10 protein-coding genes are annotated in these 19,954 nt (G+C 74.3%); 9 read left to right on the forward strand and 1 reads right to left on the reverse strand.

Annotated elements, in window-relative coordinates; all coding sequences use genetic code 11:
• Positions 1 to 184 precede the first annotated feature (184 nt).
• Positions 185 to 3,583, reverse strand: coding sequence for a condensation domain-containing protein (locus AB0H83_RS42875; RefSeq protein ID WP_360106543.1), 3,399 nt, complete (start codon positions 3,581 to 3,583; stop codon positions 185 to 187).
• A gap of 362 nt (positions 3,584 to 3,945) precedes the next feature.
• Between AB0H83_RS42875 and AB0H83_RS42880 the strand changes: the two genes are divergently transcribed.
• The 9 genes from AB0H83_RS42880 (at position 3,946) to AB0H83_RS42920 (ending at position 19,903) form a co-directional block, all read left to right on the forward strand.
• On the forward strand, positions 3,946 to 5,202 hold the full coding sequence (locus tag AB0H83_RS42880) for an MFS transporter (RefSeq protein ID WP_360106546.1): 1,257 nt from the start codon (positions 3,946 to 3,948) through the stop codon (positions 5,200 to 5,202).
• Between the two features lie 67 nt (positions 5,203 to 5,269).
• Positions 5,270 to 7,213, forward strand: a complete 1,944-nt coding sequence (locus AB0H83_RS42885; RefSeq protein ID WP_360106549.1) for a non-ribosomal peptide synthetase — start codon at positions 5,270 to 5,272, stop codon at positions 7,211 to 7,213.
• A gap of 84 nt (positions 7,214 to 7,297) precedes the next feature.
• Entirely contained in the window at positions 7,298 to 8,515 is a 1,218-nt protein-coding gene (locus AB0H83_RS42890; protein ID WP_360106552.1) for a cytochrome P450, read from the forward strand.
• Position 8,516: 1 nt separating this feature from the next.
• Entirely contained in the window at positions 8,517 to 9,557 is a 1,041-nt protein-coding gene (locus tag AB0H83_RS42895) for a methyltransferase (protein ID WP_360106555.1), read from the forward strand.
• Complete coding sequence (locus AB0H83_RS42900) at positions 9,554 to 10,285, forward strand: thioesterase domain-containing protein (protein WP_360106557.1); 732 nt, start codon at positions 9,554 to 9,556, stop codon at positions 10,283 to 10,285. Before AB0H83_RS42895 ends, AB0H83_RS42900 begins: the two co-directional genes overlap by 4 nt.
• Before the next feature lie 160 nt (positions 10,286 to 10,445).
• A complete protein-coding gene (locus AB0H83_RS42905; protein WP_360106560.1) occupies positions 10,446 to 13,760 on the forward strand; it encodes an amino acid adenylation domain-containing protein in 3,315 nt (1,104 codons plus the stop codon).
• Positions 13,757 to 14,563 carry a thioesterase domain-containing protein gene (locus tag AB0H83_RS42910; protein WP_360106563.1) on the forward strand — a complete coding sequence of 269 codons (807 nt, stop codon included), beginning with the start codon at positions 13,757 to 13,759 and terminating at the stop codon, positions 14,561 to 14,563. The genes AB0H83_RS42905 and AB0H83_RS42910 overlap by 4 nt, the downstream gene beginning before the upstream one ends.
• Positions 14,560 to 18,285 (forward strand): SDR family NAD(P)-dependent oxidoreductase, encoded by a 3,726-nt coding sequence (locus AB0H83_RS42915; RefSeq protein WP_360106566.1) that lies wholly within the window; start codon positions 14,560 to 14,562, stop codon positions 18,283 to 18,285. The genes AB0H83_RS42910 and AB0H83_RS42915 overlap by 4 nt, the downstream gene beginning before the upstream one ends.
• Positions 18,286 to 18,517: 232 nt before the next feature.
• Positions 18,518 to 19,903, forward strand: a complete 1,386-nt coding sequence (locus tag AB0H83_RS42920; RefSeq protein ID WP_360106569.1) for a glycoside hydrolase family 43 protein — start codon at positions 18,518 to 18,520, stop codon at positions 19,901 to 19,903.
• Positions 19,904 to 19,954: the final 51 nt, after the last annotated feature.

Below are 19,954 nucleotides of genomic sequence, written 5' to 3' on the forward strand. Positions count from 1 at the left end.
ACGCAAGCCCCGCCGCACCGCACCCGACCTGGGAATTCACCGGCTCCGCTACCACTTACCCAACCGTTGACGCACTGAAGTCTGCAACGTAGCGATGACACAGCGTGACTGCGGTTTGCCGACTCCGCGCGACCGGAACGCTCCGCCGGGTGACGGCCGCACCGGTCGCGCCGCTCGCCGAGGCTCAGGCCCGGCCCGGCGCGGCGGCTAACGGCGCGCCGTCGGGCCGCGCGGCCAGAGCGCCGGTCGGGCCGGCGAGCCGCGCGGCCAGGGCGCTGATCGGCGTGCCGGGCGCCTCGCCCGCCGCGGCGAGCAGCTCCAGCACCTGGTCGATGCGCCGGTGGCCGGACTCGCGGTCCCACAGGTCCGTGTTCAGCTCCAGCATCGCCGACAGGCCCGAGGGGCGCAGCAGCCCGTGGAAGGCCATGTCGTAGCGGGCGGTGCCGTGGGAGACGAAGCGGTACTCGCAGCCCAGGCCGGCGAACTCGGCCGGCATCCAGGACTCCAGCTGCAGCTCGCAGGTGACCTGGTAGATCGGGTGCATCCCGGCGACCCGCCGGGGCTGGACGGTCTGCACGATGTCGGCGAAGGGCGCCTGCTGGTGCTCGTACGCGCGCAGCACCGCCGCACCGACCCGCTGCACCAGCTCGTCGAAGCGGGGGTCGCCGGACAGGTCGAGCCGGATCGGCACCACGTTGAGGAAGCACCCGATCAGCTGCTCGGCGCCGCGCTGCGTGCGGTTCGCGGTGGGGATGCCGATGACGATGTCGTCCTGACCGCTGAGGCGGTGCAGCAGCACCGAGACCGCGGCGCAGAACACGGTGAACGGCGTGGTGCGCCCGGCGCCGGCCAGCTCGCGCAGCGTGCCGGCCGCCTCGGCGGAGACGGGGCGCTCCAGGAACTCGCCGCGAAAGCGCGCCCGGTCGCCGCGCGGATGGTCGGTCTCCAGCCGCAGCTGCGGCGCGCCGGCCAGCTCGCGGGCCCAGAAGCGGCGCAGCCGGTCGCCCTCGGGGCCGTCCAGCATGCGCTGCTCGGCCCGCGCCAGGGTGGCGAAGTCGACCTCGTGGCGGGGCAGCGCCGGCTCGCGCCCGGCGGCCCTGGCCTCGTACGCGATGCACAGCTGCTGCATCAGCAGCGTCATCGACACCTCGTCGGTGACCAGGTGGTGCAGCAGCAGCTGCACCTGGTGCCGCTCGGGGCCGAGGCGCACGACGCGGGCCTGCAGCAGCGGGCCGCGGGTGATGTCGAAGCCGGTGTAGGCGATGTCCCGCTCCAGGCGCAGCAGCTCCGCCGCGCGGGCGGCCTCGTCGAGTCCGCTGAGGTCGCACACCTGCACGTCGATACCGGTGTAGGGCTGGATCCGCTGGACAGGCTGACCGTCCACCTCCACGAATGTGCCGCGAAGCCCCGGCTGGTGCGCGACCACGTCGTTGACCGCGGCGGCGAACGCGTCCGTCCGCAGCGGCCCGGTGAGGTCCAGCACCAGCGGGATGGTGTGGGTGAGCGAGCCCGGGTCGGCCTGCTCGGCCAGCCACAGCTGGCGCTGGCCGGACAGCAGCGGCACGTCCACCGCCACGTCGGATCCGGCGACGTGCGGACCGTCGGCGTCGCCCGAGCCGCCGGCGGTGTCCGCCGCCCCGGCGTCGTCGGGCAGTTCGGCGACGAGCTCCAGCATGGCGTCGAGCTCCGGGTTGGCGGCGCGCAGGCTCGCGGTCAGCTCGGCCGGGGTCGGGTTCTCGAACAGCGTCCGCACCCGGACCCGCACCCCGAGCGCCTCCTGGACGTCCGCGACCAGACGGGTGGCGAGCAGCGAGTGCCCGCCGCAGGCGAAGAAGTCGTCGTCCGGGGCGAGCCCGGGGTGCTCCAGGGCCTGCGCCCAGATCTCGATGATCAGCGCGAGGAGCCGGTCGGGTCCGTCCGTGCCGCCGGGGCCGGGCGTGGGCGCGGCGGTGTCCGTCGCCGGGGCGGGCAGCCCGTCCACGATCTCCAGGCGGCCCCGCACGTCGCGCCGGGCGGTGAAGCCCGTCGGCGCCCCGGCCAGCAGCAGCGGGGCCGGCTGGTGCGCCGACCGCCCGGGCGCCGGCCGCAGGTCCTCGGCGCGGGCGCCCGCCAGGCCGGTCAGCACCGGCCAGTACCCTTCGCCGCGCGAACGGTCCAGCCGCAGCGTCACCGGCGTGCCGTCCGGCAGCTCGAAGGGCACCGCCTCCTCCGCGGTGTCACCGGCGGGCGCCGGGTCCGGCTCGCGCAGCCGCAGGTCGGGCAGGCGCAGTCCCGGCCGGGCCAGCCACTGCCGCAGTACCCCGGCGTAATCCTCGACGAGCGCCTCGACGCCCTCGGGGGTGTAGAGGTCGCCGTCGTACTCAAGCCAGAGCCGGACCCGCTCGCCGGAGAACTCGACCTCGGCGACGGTGTCGAACCGGCCGCGGCCGCGCTCGACGTCCAGGACCCGCACGGGGTGCCCGCCGAGGCGCAGCTCACCGACGGCGTCGACGCGGGGCAGGAACAGGTGCTGGATGAGCGGGGTCCGGTCGGTCGGGCGCGGCGCGGACACCGCCTGCACGATCCGGGTGAAGGGCAGCCGGACGTGTTCGATGGCCGAGGCGACCCGCGCCGAGCAGCGGGCCGCCAGCTCGGCGAGGTCTGGCGCGCCGGTGAGGTCCAGGCGCAGCGGCACGGTGTTGGAGACCTGCCCGATCAGCGACTCCAGCTGCGGCACGCCCCGGTTCGCCGCCAGCACGCCGAGGATCAGGTCGTCGCGGCCCGTGGAGCTGGCGATCGTGGCCGCCCAGCCGGCCAGGCACAGCGCGTACGGCGAGCATGGCAGCTCGCGGGCGGTGCGGCGCAGGGCGGCGCCGTCGACGCCCGGCAGGACGAACTCGATGCGGCCGCCGACCCCGCGCCGGATCCGCCGGCGCGGCCGGTCGGGGCGCACGTCCAGGCTGGTCGGCGCGGCCCGCAGGGTCTCGCGCCACCAGGCGGTGTCGGCGTCCTGCGAGGCGGGCAGCAGCGCGTCGCGCTCCCACTGCACGAAGTCGCCGTACTGCAGCTCCGGCTCGGGCACCGGCGACGCCTGTCCGGCCAGGGCGGCGGCGTAGTCCGCGGCGAGCTCGGCCAGCAGCAGGTTCACGGTGGTGGCGTCGGCGACGATGTGGTGCACCGCCACGGCCAGGACGTCCTCGCGGACCGGGGCGCCGCCGCGCAGCAGCAGGAACGCGATCCCGCAGCCGGCCGCGGGGTCGATGCCGGTGCCCGCGAACCGGGTCAGCTCCCGGTCGCGGTCCTGATCCGCGTCGGTGCCGGTGTCGCGGTGCGGCAGGTCGATCTCGGTCACCGGCAGCGGATCCGGGACCGGCAGCACGACCTGGCCCGGCTCGCCGTCGTGCAGCCGCACGGCGCTGCGCAGGATCTCGTGGCGGGACAGCAGCGCCCGGACCGCGGTGCGCAGGGCCGCCGGGTCCAGCGGGCCGGGCACGGCCAGGGCCACGCACTCGGTCAGCGGCGCCTGCTCCGCCGCCGAGCCGTCCGAGGACCAGAAGTGCTCCTGGATGGCCGCAAGAGGCATGAAGTCTTCGTAGTCTCTCATGGAAATACGATAACTCACTGCGCGTCCGATGCGCAGGAGTGACCGGTTCGAGTGGCTTTCAGGGCTGAAGACCGGCCTGGAGATGCGCTGTCTGCAGACCGGTTGTACGGTGAGGCCGTCGGCATTTGTGGTGTGTGGGCAAAGACTCGGCGCCGACATACGCATACACCACACCGGGATACCGGCGTCCCGTACGAATTCCTGCAGAGGAGCCATGGGGCATGACCTCAACAAACTCGCAAAACAGGACAGCAACCACCCGGGCTGAGCGTCCCGACACGGTATCGCCCAAGACGCCACCGGGTCCCTCCGGCACCGCGACACCCACCGCCGGAGGTGGCGACGGCGGCCGCCGCCCGTCGGTGCTGCGCAACCGCGACTTCGCCTTCGTCTGGGGCGGTGAGTCGATCAGCCTGCTGGGCAGCGAGATCAGCGTCATCGCGCTGCCGTCCCTCGCCGTCCTCGTGTTCGGCGAGGGCGCGCTCGGCGTGGGTCTGCTGATCGCGCTGCAGTGGATCCCGTTCGTGCTGCTCGCCCCGGTGATGGGGGTGCTCACCGACCGGCTGAACCGGCGCACGATGATGCAGGTCGCCAACCTCGCCCGGTTCGTCATCCTCGGCTCGCTGCCGCTGCTGTGGGCGCTGGACGGGCTGACGATCGGCCACCTGTACGTGGCGGCGGTGCTCAAGGGCGTCTTCGACGTCGTCTTCCAGCTCGCCTACCAGGCGTACCTGCCGCAGCTGCTGCCGCGGGAGGACCTGGTCGACGGCAACGCCAAGACCCAGCTGAGCCGGTCCGTCGCGCTCATCTTCGGCCGTAGCGCCGGTGGTGCCCTGGTCGGCGCGCTCGGCGCGGCGCGGGCGATCACCGCGGACGCCGTCACCTACCTGTTCGCCGGGCTGTCGCTGATGCTGGTGAAGTTCCGCGAGCCGGCGCCGCAGCCCCGCCCGGGCGGCGTGAAGGCCACCCTCGCCGACCTGCGCGGCGGGGTGTCGATGACCTTCGGCAACCGGCTGCTGCGGTACCTGACGCTGATGGCCACGTTCGGCAACACGGCCGTGTCCATGGTCCTGGCGATGATCATCGTGTTCGGCTACCAGGATCTGGATCTCAGCGCCGCGCAGATCGGGCTCGTGCTGGGCATCGGCGGCACGCCGGTCATCCTCGGCGCGATCCTGTCCCGGCGGATCAACGAGCGCCTCGGCATGGGCCGCACGCTGCTGCTGACCCACTCGATGCTGGTGGCCGCGTTCCTGCTGCTGCCCTTCGCGCAGTTCGGCAACACCGCTACCGCCGTGACGATCCTGATCATCTCGCAGGGCATCTCGTCGTTCACCACGCCGGTCGGCAACGTCGGTGTGATGACGCTGATCCAGAAGGCCACGCCGCCGCAGGCGATGGGCCGCGTCGGTGGCGTCGCCCTGCCGTTCGTCTGGGGCGCGAACGCCGCCGGGCCACTGCTGGGCAGCGCGATCGCCGTGGCGTTCACCAACGTCACCGCCTTCTACCTGGCCGCCGGCCTCGCCGTGGTCGCCGTGCTCTGGGTCCTGGCGGGCCGGGTGCACACGCTCGTCGACGACGTCCCGGAGCAGGATCGGGTGGTCGTCCCGGCCGCGTAGTCAGCAGGGAGGCAGCGCCGCGGAGTCACCAGGAAGGCAGCGCCGCGGAGTCACCAGGGAGGTAGACATGATCACCCAGCAGGACACCCCGGTCGCGCGGGAGCGCGATACCGGCACGGCGACCCTGGTCTCCAGGATCGAGGAGTTCGCCCGGACCGCACCGCGGTCGCCGGCCGTCCGGCACGGCGCGCGCGAGCTGACCTACGGGGAGCTCAACCAGCAGGCCAACCAGCTCGCCCACGAGCTGTCGGTCCTGGGGGTACGGCGCGGTGACATGGTCGCCATGTACCTGGGCCGCTCGATCGAGTGGGTGGTCGGCATGCTCGGCTGCCTCAAGGCCGGCGGCGTCTGCATGCCGCTGGACCCGTCGGTGCCGGTCGAGCGCTTCAACCGGGCCATCGCGGCGGGCCGCCCCACCGCCGTGGTGGCCGCCGCCCACTGCCCGAACGCGGCGGAGGTGCCGCCCGTCCCGGTCGGGGTGCCCGTGGCGCCCTGCCCGGGCGGCGGCAACCCGACGCCGCCGGTGCCCGGCGGGCTGCCGGTGGTGACGATCGACGCCGGCGCGCCGGCGCGGGAACACCTGCCGGACCCCGCCCCGGCGCCCCGGCGTGACGAGCTCGCCTACGCGATGTTCACCTCGGGCTCCACGGGCGCGGCGAAGATCGTCCTCGCCCAGCACTCGTGGCTGGCGCTCAGCGCCGCCCGCAGCGCCACCATCAACGGCACCACCGCCGCCGACCGCGGCTCCTGGCTCGGCGCGGCCGGCGCCGGGATCGCCATCCACGAGGTCGGCGGGCTGCTCTGGCAGGGCGCGCAGATCGTGATCGGCGAGCACGACGTGATCGCCTCCCCGCCGGCCCTGCGCGACTGGCTCCTCGAGGAGCGCATCACGCTGAGCTTCGTGATCACCCCGGTCGGCGAGGTGCTGCAGCACCTGCCCTGGCCGGACGGGTGCGACCTGCGGCTGCTGGCCCTGGGCGGGGACCGGCTCAACCGGTGGGGCCCGGCGGGCCTGCCGTTCGAGGTCGCCGTGTCGTACGGCAGCCTCGAGGCCTTCCAGATCGCCAACTCCGTCCACCCGTGGCCGCTGCGGTGCACCCCGTCGACGGCCACCGCCGCCGACCGGGAGGCCGCCCCGCCCGTCGGCCGGCCGATCGACGGGGTCACCGTCCACCTGCTGGAGGAGGACGGGCTGACCCCGGTCGGTGACGGCATCGGCGAGGTGTGGATCGACTCGGACTGCCTGAGCCTGGGCTACCTCGGCGACCCCGCGCAGACCGCGGACCGGTTCCGGCCCAACCCGTTCGGCGCGCCCGGCAGCCGCCTCTACCGCTCCGGCGACGCCGGGCGGTTCCGCCCCGACGGCATCCTGGAGCACCACGGCCGCATCGACGACATCGTGAAGATCCGCGGCCACCGCGTCGAGCTCGGCGACGTCGACTGGGTGCTCGGCCGGCACCCCGACGTCCGCCAGGTCGCGGTGGTGCCGGCCATGGACGGCGACCAGCGCCGGCTCGTCGCGTGTTTCGTCGCCGAGCGCGATGTCGCGCCGCTGGAGCTGCGCAACTACGCCATCGAGCGGCTGCCGGACTGGATGGTCCCGGTCGCGTACGTGCAGCTGGACAAGCTGCCGCTGAACACCTCGAACAAGATCGACCGGCGCCGGCTGCCCCCGGCGGACTGGGCCCGGGGCCGGCCGGCGCGGGCCTGGCGGGCGCCGGCCCCCGGCGCGGAGACGCGGCTGGCCGCGCTCTTCGCCGGCCTGCTGCACGTCGACCGGGTCGGCGCCGACGACCACTTCCTGGAGCTCGGCGGCGACTCGCTGCTGCTGGCCCGGTTGCAGGGCCACATCGAGCAGGACCTCGGCACCCGGGTCGAGATGAACGACCTGGTGAGCGACCCGACCGTGCGCGGCCTGGCCCGGCTGATCCGTTCCGGCGCAGCCGCCGACGCGGCCGCCGACAGTGCCGCCGCGCCCTCACTCCCCCCGATCACCCCGCGGCGGCGCTGAGGCACCGCGGTACCGCAGAACCCCAAGAACGTCACGGGCCCATGGGAACCCCCATGGGCCCACGGACCCGGCTTGGAGGCTGGCATGGAAGCTGGCGTGACCATGGAGGCCGCGAACGCCACCGACAGGTTGGTGACCGCGTTCGACCATCACGACCCCGACTACACCCCGCAGACCGCGCAGCTGGTCAACAGCGAGATCCGCGAGCGCGGCGTCACGTTCTCGCCGGCGTACGGCGGGATCTGGATCCTGTCGCGCTACGCCGACGTGCGCGCCGCGCTCACCGACTGGCAGACCTTCAGCTCGGCCCGCGGGGTGCACTTCCCGCGCGCCGAGGGGATGCCGATGTTCTCCCCCATCGACTTCGACCCTCCGCAGCAGCGCGAGATCCGCGACCGGATGGCGGATCCGGTGACCCGCGAGGCGGTCGGCGACCTGGCGCCGCAGTTGCGCCGCATCGCCGCCCGGCTGCTGGCGCCGGTGGCCGGGCGCGGCCACGGCGACCTGATGGCGGAGCTCGCCGAGCCGTTCGCGATCGAGGTGCTCGGGGTGGCCTTCGGGCTGTCCGACGCCTGCCGCAGCCGGGTACGGGCGGCGACGAAGACGATGTGGACGTACATCTCCACCGACCGCGACGCGAGCAAGTTCTGGCCCGCGTTCCACGACATCCTCGCCGAGGAGATCGAGCGGGTCCGGCGCGAGCCCGACGGCGGCTACATCGCCAAGCTCGCGGCCATGCGGCGCGACGGCGAGCCGCTGCCGGACGAGGAGCTGTACTCGATCATCGTCAGCTTCTGCGTCGCCGGGCACGACAACACGATGAACTCGATCACCCGCCTGGTGCACACGCTGGGCCAGGATCCGGGGCTGCAGCTGCGGTTGCGCCGCGAGCCGGGGCTGCGCGCAGCCGTCGCGGAGGAGGCGCTGCGCCGCTGGTGCCCGACCGACCGGTTCACCCGGGTCACCACCCGCGAGGTCACCGTCGCCGGCACCACGATCCCGGCCGGCGCCCGGGTGGTGCTGCTGTTCGACGCGGCCAACCGGGACCCGGAGAAGTTCCCCGACCCCGACGCGTTCGACCCCGACCGCGGCAACTCCCACCAGCACCTGGGCTTCGGCCACGGCATCCACCACTGCATGGGGGTGCACCTGGCGCGGGCCGAGTTCGCCGCGGTGCTGGACGAGCTGGCCGAGCTTCCGGTGTACGAGCTGGCGGGGCCGAGCGCGCTGCACTTCGAGAACGGCCGCCACATCATGTTCGACCAGGTGCAGGTGCGCTTCCGCGCCGGTGAGGAGCGCTGACATGACCGCAGAGACAACCATCGCGCCGGCCGCGCAGACGGGTCCGCCGCCGACGCTGCTGATCGACCTGGCGACCGGACTGTGGCGGGCACAGACGCTGACCGCGGCGATCGAGACCGGCCTGTTCGAGACCCTGGACGACGGCGGCGCCACCGCCCCGGAACTGGCCGACCGGCTCGGCATCGGCGCGCGCCCGGCGGAGGTGCTGCTGACCGCATGCACCGCGCTGGGGCTGCTGGAGCAGCGCGGCGGGCGCTACCACAACGGCGCCGTCGCCGACCGGTACCTGGTGCCGGGGCGTCCCGACTACTTCGCCGACTACGTGCTGATGGTGGCCCGGTACACCGCGCCCGGCTGGCTGCGCGCGACCGAGGCGGTGCGCACCGACGCGCCCACCAAGCCGGTGCCGGATCCGGACCGCAACATGTTCGCCGACGGCAACCGGCCGGAGTCCTTCTGGGACGGGCTCTTCACGTTCTCCACCCTCACCGCCCGCCGGATGGCGGCCGCCGTGGACCTCTCCGGCGTGCGGCGCATCCTGGACGTCGGCGGTGGTGCCGGGGCCACGCTGATCGAGCTGCACCGGCGGTACCCCCACCTCACCGGCACCGTGCTGGACCTGCCGCACGTGTGCGGCCTGGCCCGGCAGCGCATCGACGCGGCCGGCCTGGCGCAGCGCATCGGCACCGTGCCGGCGGACTTCTTCAAGGACCCCATCCCGTCCGGGCACGACGCGGTGCTGCTGTCGATGATCCTGCACGACTGGGACGAGGCGCAGAACCGCCGGATCATCGCCGGCTGCCTGGACGCGCTGCCGTCCGGCGGCACGCTGCTGATCAGCGAGCTGCTGGTGGACGACGACAAGTCCGGCCCGGTCGACGCGGCGCTGATGAGCATGAACATGCTGGTCGGCACCTGGGGGCGCAACTACACGGCGGCCGAGTACGCCGGCTGGCTGCGCGACGCCGGGTGCGCCCGGGTGCGCACGGTCCGCTTCGACTCGCCCGGCGCGAACGGTGTGGTGATCGGGGAGAAGGCATGATGGAGCCGCACCAGCGCCGCTGGTTTCTCAACGAGCCGTCCGCCGACGCCGGCATGCTGCTGCTGGCGATGCCGTACTCTGGCTGCGGCGCCTCGATGTACCGCGCCTGGCCGGCCCGCGTCGGCCCGGCCGAGGTCGTGCCGCTGCAGCTGCCCTGGCGGGAGAACCGGATGCGGGAGCCGCACTTCGGCACCTACCAGGACCTCGCCAAGACGATGCTGGACGACGTCGGCGAGCTGATCACCGCCCGGCCGTACGCGGTGTTCGGCCACTGCGGCGGCGCGCTGCCGGCGTTCGAGCTGGTGATCCAGGCCGCCGAGCGTGGCCTGCCGGGGCCGCGGCAGATCTTCATGTCGAGTCAGGTCGCGCCGCAGGACGGCCCGTGGGGCCGGTTCCTCGGCCTGGACGAGGCCGGGCTGCGGGCGGAGATCGCCGGGCTGCTGACCGCGATGGGCGCCGCCGCGCAGGCCGACGAGCTGGTCGACCTGTTCATCGACGTGATGGAGGCCGACGTGGAGGCCAACCGGGTGTACTGGCGCCCGGCCGGCACCGTGCCGGGGCGGATCACCGCGATCGGCTGGGACGCCGACGTCGAGGTGCCGCACGAGCTGATGACCGGCTGGCCGCTGTGGGCGCCGACGGAGAAAGAGGTCCTGCGCGGCACCCACTACACGTTCCTGGAGGCGCCGCCGGACCTGCTGGCGCTGCTGGAGCGAAAACTCGGCTGAGCGGTTCCGGCCCCCACTGGAGCCCCGGCACGGTCCACGGTGCCGGGGTTCCCCCATCTGCGCAGTGTCGACTGTGGAGTATCTATCCACTCCACGGCGCAGATGCTGTGAAGTCTGTATAGTCTGTATTGAATCGAACGCTGACTGGGAGGACCGTGGCATGCCTCAACAGAGCGAGTTGCTTCGTCGACTGCGCCAGCTCCCCGGGGAGCGCCGGGACGAGTTGCTGGCCCGGCTGGAAGGCGTCTCCTCGGGGATCCGATCGGCCCCGCTGTCGTTCCGGCAGGAGCAGCTGTGGCTGTTCGACCGGTTCGCCCCCAGCAGCCGGGCGTACGGTCTCGGGTTCGCCTACCCGATCGAGGGCCCGCTCGACCCCGGCGCGCTGCACGCCGCACTGACCGACCTGCTGCAGCGGCACACCGTGCTGCGCTCCACGTTCCCCGACGACGACACCGAGGGCACCCAGCACGTCCAGCCGGCCCCGGCGGAGGTGCCGCTGCCCGTCGAGGACGTCGAGGAGGGCAAGCTGCGCGCCCGCGCCGACGAGGTCGTGCAGGACGAGCTGCGCCGGGGCCTGGACCTCAACTCCGGCCCGATGGCCCGCTTCCGGCTGCTGCGCGCCGACGCCGAGCGGCACCTGCTGGTGCTCACCAGCCACTACATCGTGCTCGACCCGCGCTCCGCCCGGGTGCTGCAGCGCGACCTGGCCGTCGCGTACCGCGCCCGGGTCGCCGGCACCGCGCCGCAGTGGCCGCAGGATCCGGTCGACTTCGGCGCGTACGCGAGCTGGCAGCGCGAATGGGCCGCCCAGGACGAGGCGCGCGACGCCGCCGAGCACTGGCGCGGCGCCCTCGCCGGCTGGGAGGGCACCGAGCTGCCCGCCGACGGCGCCCGCCCGCGCCTGCTCGACCTGAGCAGCGACGTGGTCCGCGCGCCGCTGCCGCCGCAGCTGCGCGCCGCGACCGAGGCTCTGGTCGCCGCCGGCCACGAACGGCGCGACGTGCTGCTCGCCGCGTTCCTCGTCGTCGTCGCCCGGCACACCGCCCGCACGGACCTCACCGTCGGGCTGCCGGCCGACGTCGCCGGTCCGTTCGACACCGGCCGGCTCGTCGGCGACTGCGGCAACCTGGTGCCGCTGCGCGTCGAGCTGGACGAGGCCGACCCGTTCGCCGCCGTCGTGGCCGAGGTGCGCGCCGCGCGGCTGGCCGGTGCCGAGCACGCCACGCTGCCCTTCAAGCTCGTCCTGGACGCGCTCGGGGTCGAGCCCGACGCCGGCCGGCTGCCGCTGGTGCAGATCGGCTTCGCCGACACCGGCGCCCCGGCCGCCCCCGTCGAGGCCGACGGGGTGCGCATCGGCTGCGAGCAGGTCGACGCCGGCGCCGGGACGTTCGAGCTGGCCCTGGAGGTCAGCGGCGGCGAGCGGCCCACCGTCGCGGTGCGCTACGCGACCTCCCTCTACGGCCGCGCCACCGCCACCCGCATCCTGGAGCGCTTCCTGCACACCCTGGGCGCCCTCACCGCCCAGCCGGGCCGCCCCGTGGGCGACGCGCCGCTGGGCACCCCGCAGGAGCGCGCCGACGTGCTGGAGCGCTGGAACGCGCCGATCGGCGAGCCGGCCGACACCACGCTGCACGAGCTGTTCGCCGAGGTGGTCGCCGCCGGCCCGGGCCGCACCGCGCTCGTGTGGCAGGGCGGCAGCCTGACCTACCGCGCCCTGGACAGCTGGTCCTGCCGCATCGCCGACCAGCTCGCCGGCGCCGGCGTCGGCCTCGGCGACCTGGTGCCGGTCGTGATGGAGCGCGGCCCGGCGCTCATCGCCGCCGTGCTCGGCGTCATGCGGGCCGGCGCCGCCTACGTGCCGCTGGACATCGGCCAGCCCGACGAGCGGCTCGCGATGATCCTGGAGGACACCGCGGCCGACACCGTCGTGGTCTCCCCCGGGACCGCCGGGCGGGTGCCGGAGCCGCTGCGGCTGATCGTCGGCACCGACCCGGCGGACGTGGCGCCGGACGAGGAGGAGGCCTGCCACCGGTGCGCCCCGGCGGTCGTGCCGCCCGCCTCCGCCGCGTACGTCATCTACACCTCGGGCTCCACCGGCCGGCCGAAGGGCGTCATCGTCGAGCACCGCAACGCGGCCAACTTCGTGCGCACCGTGCGCGACATGTTCGACCTCACCCCGAAGGACCGGGTGCTGCACTTCGCCTCCCCCGGCTTCGACGTGTCCGTGTTCGAGATCTTCGGATCCCTGCTCAACGGCACCGAGCTGTACGTGGTGGACGAGGACCAGCGCCGCTCGATCGACGCCCTCGACGCGGTGCTGCGCGAGGAGCGCATCACCGTGGTCGACCTGCCGCCGGCCGTCATGGAGCTGCTCGACCCGTCGAACTACCCGCAGCTGCGGGTCGCGTTCGTCGGCGGCGAGGCGTTCACCGGCGAGCTGACCACCCGGTGGGCCCGCGGCCGCGCGTTCTGGAACGGCTACGGCCCGACCGAGACCACCGTGACCGTCGTGGCCAAGCTGTGCGAGGGCGAGTGGACCGCGTCGCCGCCGATCGGGCGGGCGATGGCCAACCACCGCGCGTACGTGGTCGACGGCGCCGGCGCGCAGGTCCTGCCGGCCGGCGCGATCGGCGAGCTCGCCGTCGCCGGGCTCGGCGTGGCCCGCGGCTACCTGGGCCGGCCCGACCTGACCGCCGACCGGTTCCGCCCCGACCCGGACGGGCCGCCCGGCTCCCGCCGGTACCTCACCGGCGACCTCGCCGTCTGGGACGACGCCGGGGACCTGGTCTTCGTCGGCCGTGCCGACCGCCAGGTGAAGGTCCGCGGCGTGCGGATCGAGCTCGGCGAGGTGGAGGCCGCGCTGCAGGCCGTCGACGGCGTCGCCCAGGCCGTCGCCGAGGTCGCCAACGACCCGCGCACCGGCGCGCTGCTGATGGCCTACGTGGTCCCCGAGCGCCCCGGCGAGCTGCAGCTGGACACCGTACGGTCCGCGGTCGCCGGCCGGCTGCCGGCCGCCATGGTTCCCTCGGTGCTGGTGCCGTTGGACGCGGTACCGCTCACCCCCAGCGGCAAGATCGACCGGCGGCGCCTGCCGGCGGTGGAGTTCGCCGCCGTGGACGAGCTGACCGAGGCCGACGAGGAGAACAGCACCCCCACCGAGCGCACCATGCGCGAGGAGGTCTTCGCCCCGCTGCTGGGCGCCCGCATCGGCAACGACGTGAACTTCTTCGCCGCCGGCGGCACCAGCCTGCAGGCCATCCAGCTGTCGTCGCGGGTCAACGCGGTCTTCGGCGTCTCCGTGCCGATCGCCGAGTTCTTCGCCACCCCGACGGTCTCCGGGCTGTCCGCGCTCGTCGACGCGGCGAGCTCGACCCAGGGCACGCAGCGCGACGCCCTCGCCGAGGCGCTGCAGCTGGTCGAGGGGCGCAGCGAGGAGGAGATCGCCGAGCTCGCCGCCGAGCTGGACGCCCGATGAGCACCGGCACCGTCACCTTCACCGCGGACTCGCAGTGGGTGCGCCGGGTGCCCCGCGAGGGCGCCCGGCTCCGGCTGGTCTGCCTGCCGTTCGCCGGCGGCGGGGCGTCGGTCTACCAGGCGATGGCGGCGCTGCTGCCGCCCTGGGTCGAGGTCCTGGCGGTGCAGCCGCCCGGGCACGAGGACCGCTCCCGCGAGCCGCTGCCGGCCAGCGTCCCGGGGCTGGTCACGGCGTGCGCGATCGCGCTGCGGCCGTACACGACGATGCCCTACGCGCTGTACGGCCACTGCGCCGGCGCGCTGCTGGCGTACGAGCTGGCCCACGAGATGGGTGGCCGGTTCGGCACCTGGCCCCGGCGGCTCATCGCCGGCGAGCAGCCGGCACCGCAGGCCCCGCCCCCGGCGCGGCCGCTGCACCGGCTGCCCGACGAGCAGCTCGTCGCCTCGATCCGCGACCGCGGCGGGCTGCCCGGCGCGGTGGCCGCCAACCCGCAACTGCTGGAGTTCCTGCTGCCGGTGCTGCGCAGCCAGTTCGAGCTCTGGGAGAACTACCGGCACCGGCCCCGCCCGCCGCTGCCGGTGCCGATCACCACCGTCCGCGGCACCACCGGCTCGGTCGGCGCGGCCGACCTGGCCGGCTGGGACGAGCAGACCAGCGCCGGGCGCACCGGCATCACCGTGGAGGGCGGCCACTACTTCATCGTCGGACTGACCGCGGCGGCGGCCCGGGAGATCGCCGGGCAGCTGCCCGGCGACCCCGGCGCCGGACCCCCCGCCGCGCTGGACGGAAGGACCGCACCGTGAGCACCGCCACCGCCACCCGCCTGCCGTCGGACAGCATCGCCCGCATCGCCGCCGGAGCGGCCGGCGTCCAGGACGCCGCCGCCGTCTATGACCGCAAGTTGCGCGCCGTGGGCACCCGCCGGTCGGCCGGGCCGGACGCCACCGGCCTCCCCGACGGCGTCGAGATCCCCGCCGACCGCCCGGCCCTGGTCCGCGGGCCCGACCCGGTGCTGCCGCCGGACGCCGTCGCGACCCTGCCGGAGGCCCTGGAACGGGCCGCCCGCATCGCCCCCGGCCGCGGCACCACCTACGTGCTGCCCGACGGCGGCACCGACCGGCAGACCTACGCCGAGCTGTACGACGAGGCCCGCCGCATGCTCGGCGGCCTGCGCCGGCACGGCCTCACCCCCGGCGACGCGGTGCTGCTGCAGTGCGCCGACAGCCGCACGTTCGTCACCGCCTGGTGGGCCTGCGTCCTGGGCGGGTTCATGCCGACCGCGGTGGCCCCGGCGCCGGAGTACGGCACCGACAACGCCGCCGTGCGCAAGCTCGCCTCCGCGTGGCAGCTGCTCGGCAGCCCGCCGGTGATCGCCGACCCGGAGCTGCTCGACGGGGTGCGTTCCCTCGCCGGCCGGCTGCCCGGCGGCGAGGCGCTGCGCGTGCTGGACGCCGCGACCCTGCCGGACCCGGCGCCCGCCGAGTGGACCGTGCCCGACCCCGAGGCGCTCATCGTCAACCTGCTCACCTCCGGCAGCACCGGCACCCCGAAGTGCGTGCAGCACCGGCACCGCACGATCGTGGCCCGCACGTACGCGACGATCGCCGCCAACGGGTTCACCGACCGCGACGTGTCGCTCAACTGGATGCCCCTCGACCACGTCGGCGGCATGATCATGTTCAACCTGCGCGACGTGTTCCTCACCTGCGAGCACGTCAACGTGCGCACCGAGTCGGTGATCCGCCGGCCGCTGCTGTGGCTGGACTGCGCGGACCGGTTCAAGGCCACCTGCACCTGGGCGCCGAACTTCGCGTTCTCGCTGGTCTGCCAGCGCGCCGACGAGATCGCCGCCGGGTCCTGGGACCTGCGCAGCCTCACCAACATCTGCAACGCCGGCGAGGCCGTGGTCGCCCGCACCGCCCGGCGCTTCCTGGAGCTGCTCGCCCCGCACGGCCTGCCGGCAGACGCCATGGTGCCGTGCTGGGGGATGTCGGAGACCTCCTCCGGCGTCACGTACACCCACATGCACCGCGACGACCCGGGCGCCGGCACGATCGCGCTGGTGCCCGCGTCGCTCGACGGCCACCTGCGCGAGCTGCCGGCCGGCACGCCGGGCGCGGTGGTCGTCACCGAGGTCGGCGCGCCCATCCCCGGCGTCGCGCTGCGCATCGTCGACCCGTCGGGGGCGGTGCTGCCCGAGGGGCGGGTCGGCCGGCTGCACGTGTCCGGCACCACCGTCCAGAACGGCTACGCGCACAACGACCAGGCCAACGCGGAAAGTTTCACCGCCGACGGCTGGTTCGACACCGGCGACCTCGGCTTCCTGCGCGACGGCCGGCTGTTCCTCACCGGGCGGCAGAAGAACATGGTCATCGTCAACGGGGCGAACTTCCCCGCGCACGAGATCGAGGCGGTGGTCGAGCAGGTCACGGGCGTGCTCCCGGCGTGCTCGGCGGTCGCCGGGGTGCCCGACGAGGACACCGGCACCGACGCCCTCGTGGTCTTCTTCGTGCCCGGCACCGACGACGTGCCGGCCGTGGTCGACGCCATCCGCACCGCCCTGTCGCGCGACCTGGCGCTGCGCCCCACGTACCTGGTGCCGGTGACCGAGCAGGAGTTCCCCCGGCAGAACGGCGGGAAGGTGCAGCGGGAGCGGCTGCTGGAGGGGTGGCGCGCCGGCGTGTTCGACGACCGCTGCTACGGCGGCACCGACGACGCGGCGGCGGGCACCGCGGCCACCGACCTGCCGGCGCTCGCCGTCGGCTGGGATCCCGCCGGTACGCCGCTGCGCCCCCGCCCCGCCGGCCCGCTGGTCGCCTACGTCGGCGGCCCCACCGGCGGCTGGCTGGACCGGGTCGCCGACGCGCAGGTCACCGACCCGTCGCGGCTGGCGGCGGCGCTGCCCGCGGCGGACTCCGGGGAGGTGCCCCAGGTGCTGTTCGTCGCCTGCGGGGACCCGGCCGCGGCGCCTGCCGACGGCGACACCGGCGTGCTCGCCCGGTTCGTCGCGGTCGCCGCCGAGCTGGCGCGCGTGCGGCCCGACGCGGAGCTGACCGTGCTCACCCGCGGTGCCGCCCAGGCCGCCCCCGGGGACCGGATCGTGCCGGGCCGGGCCGGGCTGACCGCGCTGGTGCGCACCGCCGCCTCGGAGCGCCTGGTGGCCCGCACCGCGCTGATCGACGCGCCGCCCGGCGCCGGCGACGACGAGCTGGCGATGCTGGCCGGGCTGCGGCACGACGGTGACGTGGTCGCGGTCCGCGACGGCGCCCCGCTGCAGCAGCGGCTGCGCACCCTGGCGCTGCCGGAGGCGTTCGACGTCCCGGCGCAGGTGCTGCCGCGCGGCGGCACGGTCCTGCTCACCGGTGGCCTCGGCGGCCTCGGCCGGACCGTCGCCGAGCACCTGGTGGTCGCGCACGGGGCGCGGCTGCTGATCGTCGGGCGGACCCCGGCGTCGCAGCTGTCCGGCGGCTCCCGGGAGGCCCTGGAGGTCCTCGCCACGATCGGCGAGGTCCGGTACCGCACCGCCGACGTCGCCGACCCCGACGCCCTCGCCCGCGAGGTGACCGAGGCCGAGCGGGCCTGGGGCCGCGGGCTGGACCTGGTGCTGCACCTCGCCGGCGCGCCGGTCGCGCCGCAGTGGCAGCGGCTGCCGGAGCACGAGCTGCGCGCCGAGTCCACCGGCTGGCTGGCGCGGATGCTGCGGCCGAAGGCCGGCGGCTGCGCCGCCCTGGACCGGCTCCTCACCACCCGTCCGGACACCGCGGTCGTGCTGTTCTCGTCCGTGAACGGCGTCTTCGGCGGCACCGGCTTCGGCGCGTACGCCGCGGCGAACGCGGTCCTCGACGGCTGGGCGCAGCGCTGGGCGGCGACCGGCCGCCGGGCACAGAGCATCGGCTGGAGCATGTGGGACGGGCCCGGCATGAACCAGGGCAGCCCCCTGGTGGCCGCCGCCCGGCACCGCGGCCTCTCGCTCATCGACCCGGCCCGCGGCACGGTCGCGCTGCTGGGCGCCCTGCACGCCGGCGCGGTGCACCTGCTGATCGGCGCCGACCCGGAGAACGAGCAGATCAAGCCGTTCCTGGCGGCGGACCAGCTGCGCGGCGGCACGATCGCCGTCGCGGTGGTGCCCGGCCCGGGCGAGGACCCGCAGCGGGTCCGCTCCGCCGTCGCCGCCCGGCTCGCCGGCGAAGGCATCTTCGCGCGGATCGCGGTCACGTCCCGCATCGAGCGCGACCGCAGCGGCGCCCCGGATCCGGCGGCACTCCTCGCCGCGATCGTGTCCGGCGGTGCCGGGTACGCGGCGCCCGAGGGCCGGCTGGAGGAGCTCGTGGCGGGCGCCGCTGCGGACGTGCTGGCGGTGCCCCGCATCGGGCGGGAGGACTCGTTCTTCAGCATGGGCTGCGACTCGGTCCGGGCATTGCAGCTGGCCGAGGCGCTCAGTGAACGCCTCGGCGCGCCGGTGACGGTCGGCTCGCTGTACGAGTCGCCCACCGTACGCGCCCTGGCCGCCACCATCGCGGCCTGACGCCGTCGATGGGCGAGCCGCACGGGCGCACCCATCGACGCTCTTGACACCAGAGGTGTTATCGCTAACATTTTCGAAAGGTCACGCATCGACGGGCGTCCGCCACCCGCCCGCCGGTGCATGCATCATCGTCGTTCCGCAGCACCACGCCGCCCGCGCCGTAGTCGCAGCGCGGCTCTCGCGATGCGCCATGTGAGCGCTCACACGCACTCCTGCAGAGAGGTCTGCCATCGTGCACCTTCGTCGTCGTACCTTCGTCCAGCTCACCGGGTTGTCGGCCGCGGCTGCCGCGATCGGGGTCACCGCCACACCGGGGCAGGCGCTCGCGGCCAACAGCGCCTACGTCTTCGTGTACTTCACCGAGACGCCGAACCAGAGCGGCGCCAACTACGGGCTGCACGTCGCGGTGAGCACCGACGGGCTCAACTGGACGCCGCTGAACCAGAACAACCCGGTCGTCACCCCGACCGCCGGCACGCTCGGCCTGCGCGACCCGTTCATCCTGCGCAGGCAGGACGGCACGTTCGTCATCCTGGCCACCGACCTCAACGGCACCGACTTCGGGCAGAACAACCAGTACCTGCACGTGTGGGACTCGACGGACCTGACCAGCTTCACCGGCTACCGGCGGATCAAGATGCACAACCTGGCGACCCACACCTGGGCGCCGACCGCCTTCTGGGACGCCGCGCGCGGCCAGTACGGCATCGTCTACTCCGCCAACAACGGCAGCGACGTGTTCATGGTCAACTACACGTCGGACTTCCGCACGGTGAGCGCCAACCAGGTGTACTTCAGCCCCGGGTTCGCGGTGCTCGACGGCGACGTGGTCGTGGACGGCTCGACGTTCTACCTGTACTACAAGAACCTCGCCAACGGTCTGACCTACGGCGCCCGCTCGTCCACCGGCGCGCCGAACAGCTTCACCACGTACACCGCCGGGCTGAAGCAGGGCAATGCCATGGAGGCGCCCATGCTGGTGAAGGCCAACAGCGGCACCGGCTGGTGGCTGTGGGGCGACTCGTTCAGCCCCGTCAACAACGACTACTACGCCTGGTCGACCAGCAACGTCGGCGGCGGCGCGTGGACGGTGCTCAACCAGCGCGACTACACCCCGCCGCTGAACGCCAAGCACGGCTCGATCGCCGGCATCACCTCCGCCGAGTACACCGCGGCCGTCACCCGGTGGGGGCTGCCGGGCTGGGCGCGGCTCAAGTCGTCGAACTTCCCCGACCGCTACGTGCGGCACGCCAACAACGTGGCGCGGATCGACCCGTACCCGTTCGACCCGTATCAGGACCAGCTGTGGAAGCTGGTGCCGGGCCTCGCCGACAGCACGGGCGTGTCGTTCCAGTCGGTCAACTACCCGGCCCGCTACCTGCGCCACTACAACTACGAGCTGCGCCTGGACGCGAACGACAACACCGCCGCGTTCCACGCCGACGCCACCTTCTACCGCACCGCCGGCCTCGCCGACTCGACGTGGTCGTCGTTCCGCTCGTACAACTTCCCCGACCGCTACCTGCGCCACTACAACTACCTGCTGCGCATCGACCCGCTCAGCGCCTCGTCGAGCGCCACCGACAGGCAGGACGCGACCTTCAAGGTCACCTCGTGAGACGGGTGCCAATGACCTGCTGCGCCTGGACCCCATCAGTACGGCGACCGC

It is taken from the genome of Dactylosporangium sp. NPDC050688 (assembly GCF_040654515.1).
Classification (GTDB): Bacteria; Actinomycetota; Actinomycetes; order Mycobacteriales; family Micromonosporaceae; genus Dactylosporangium.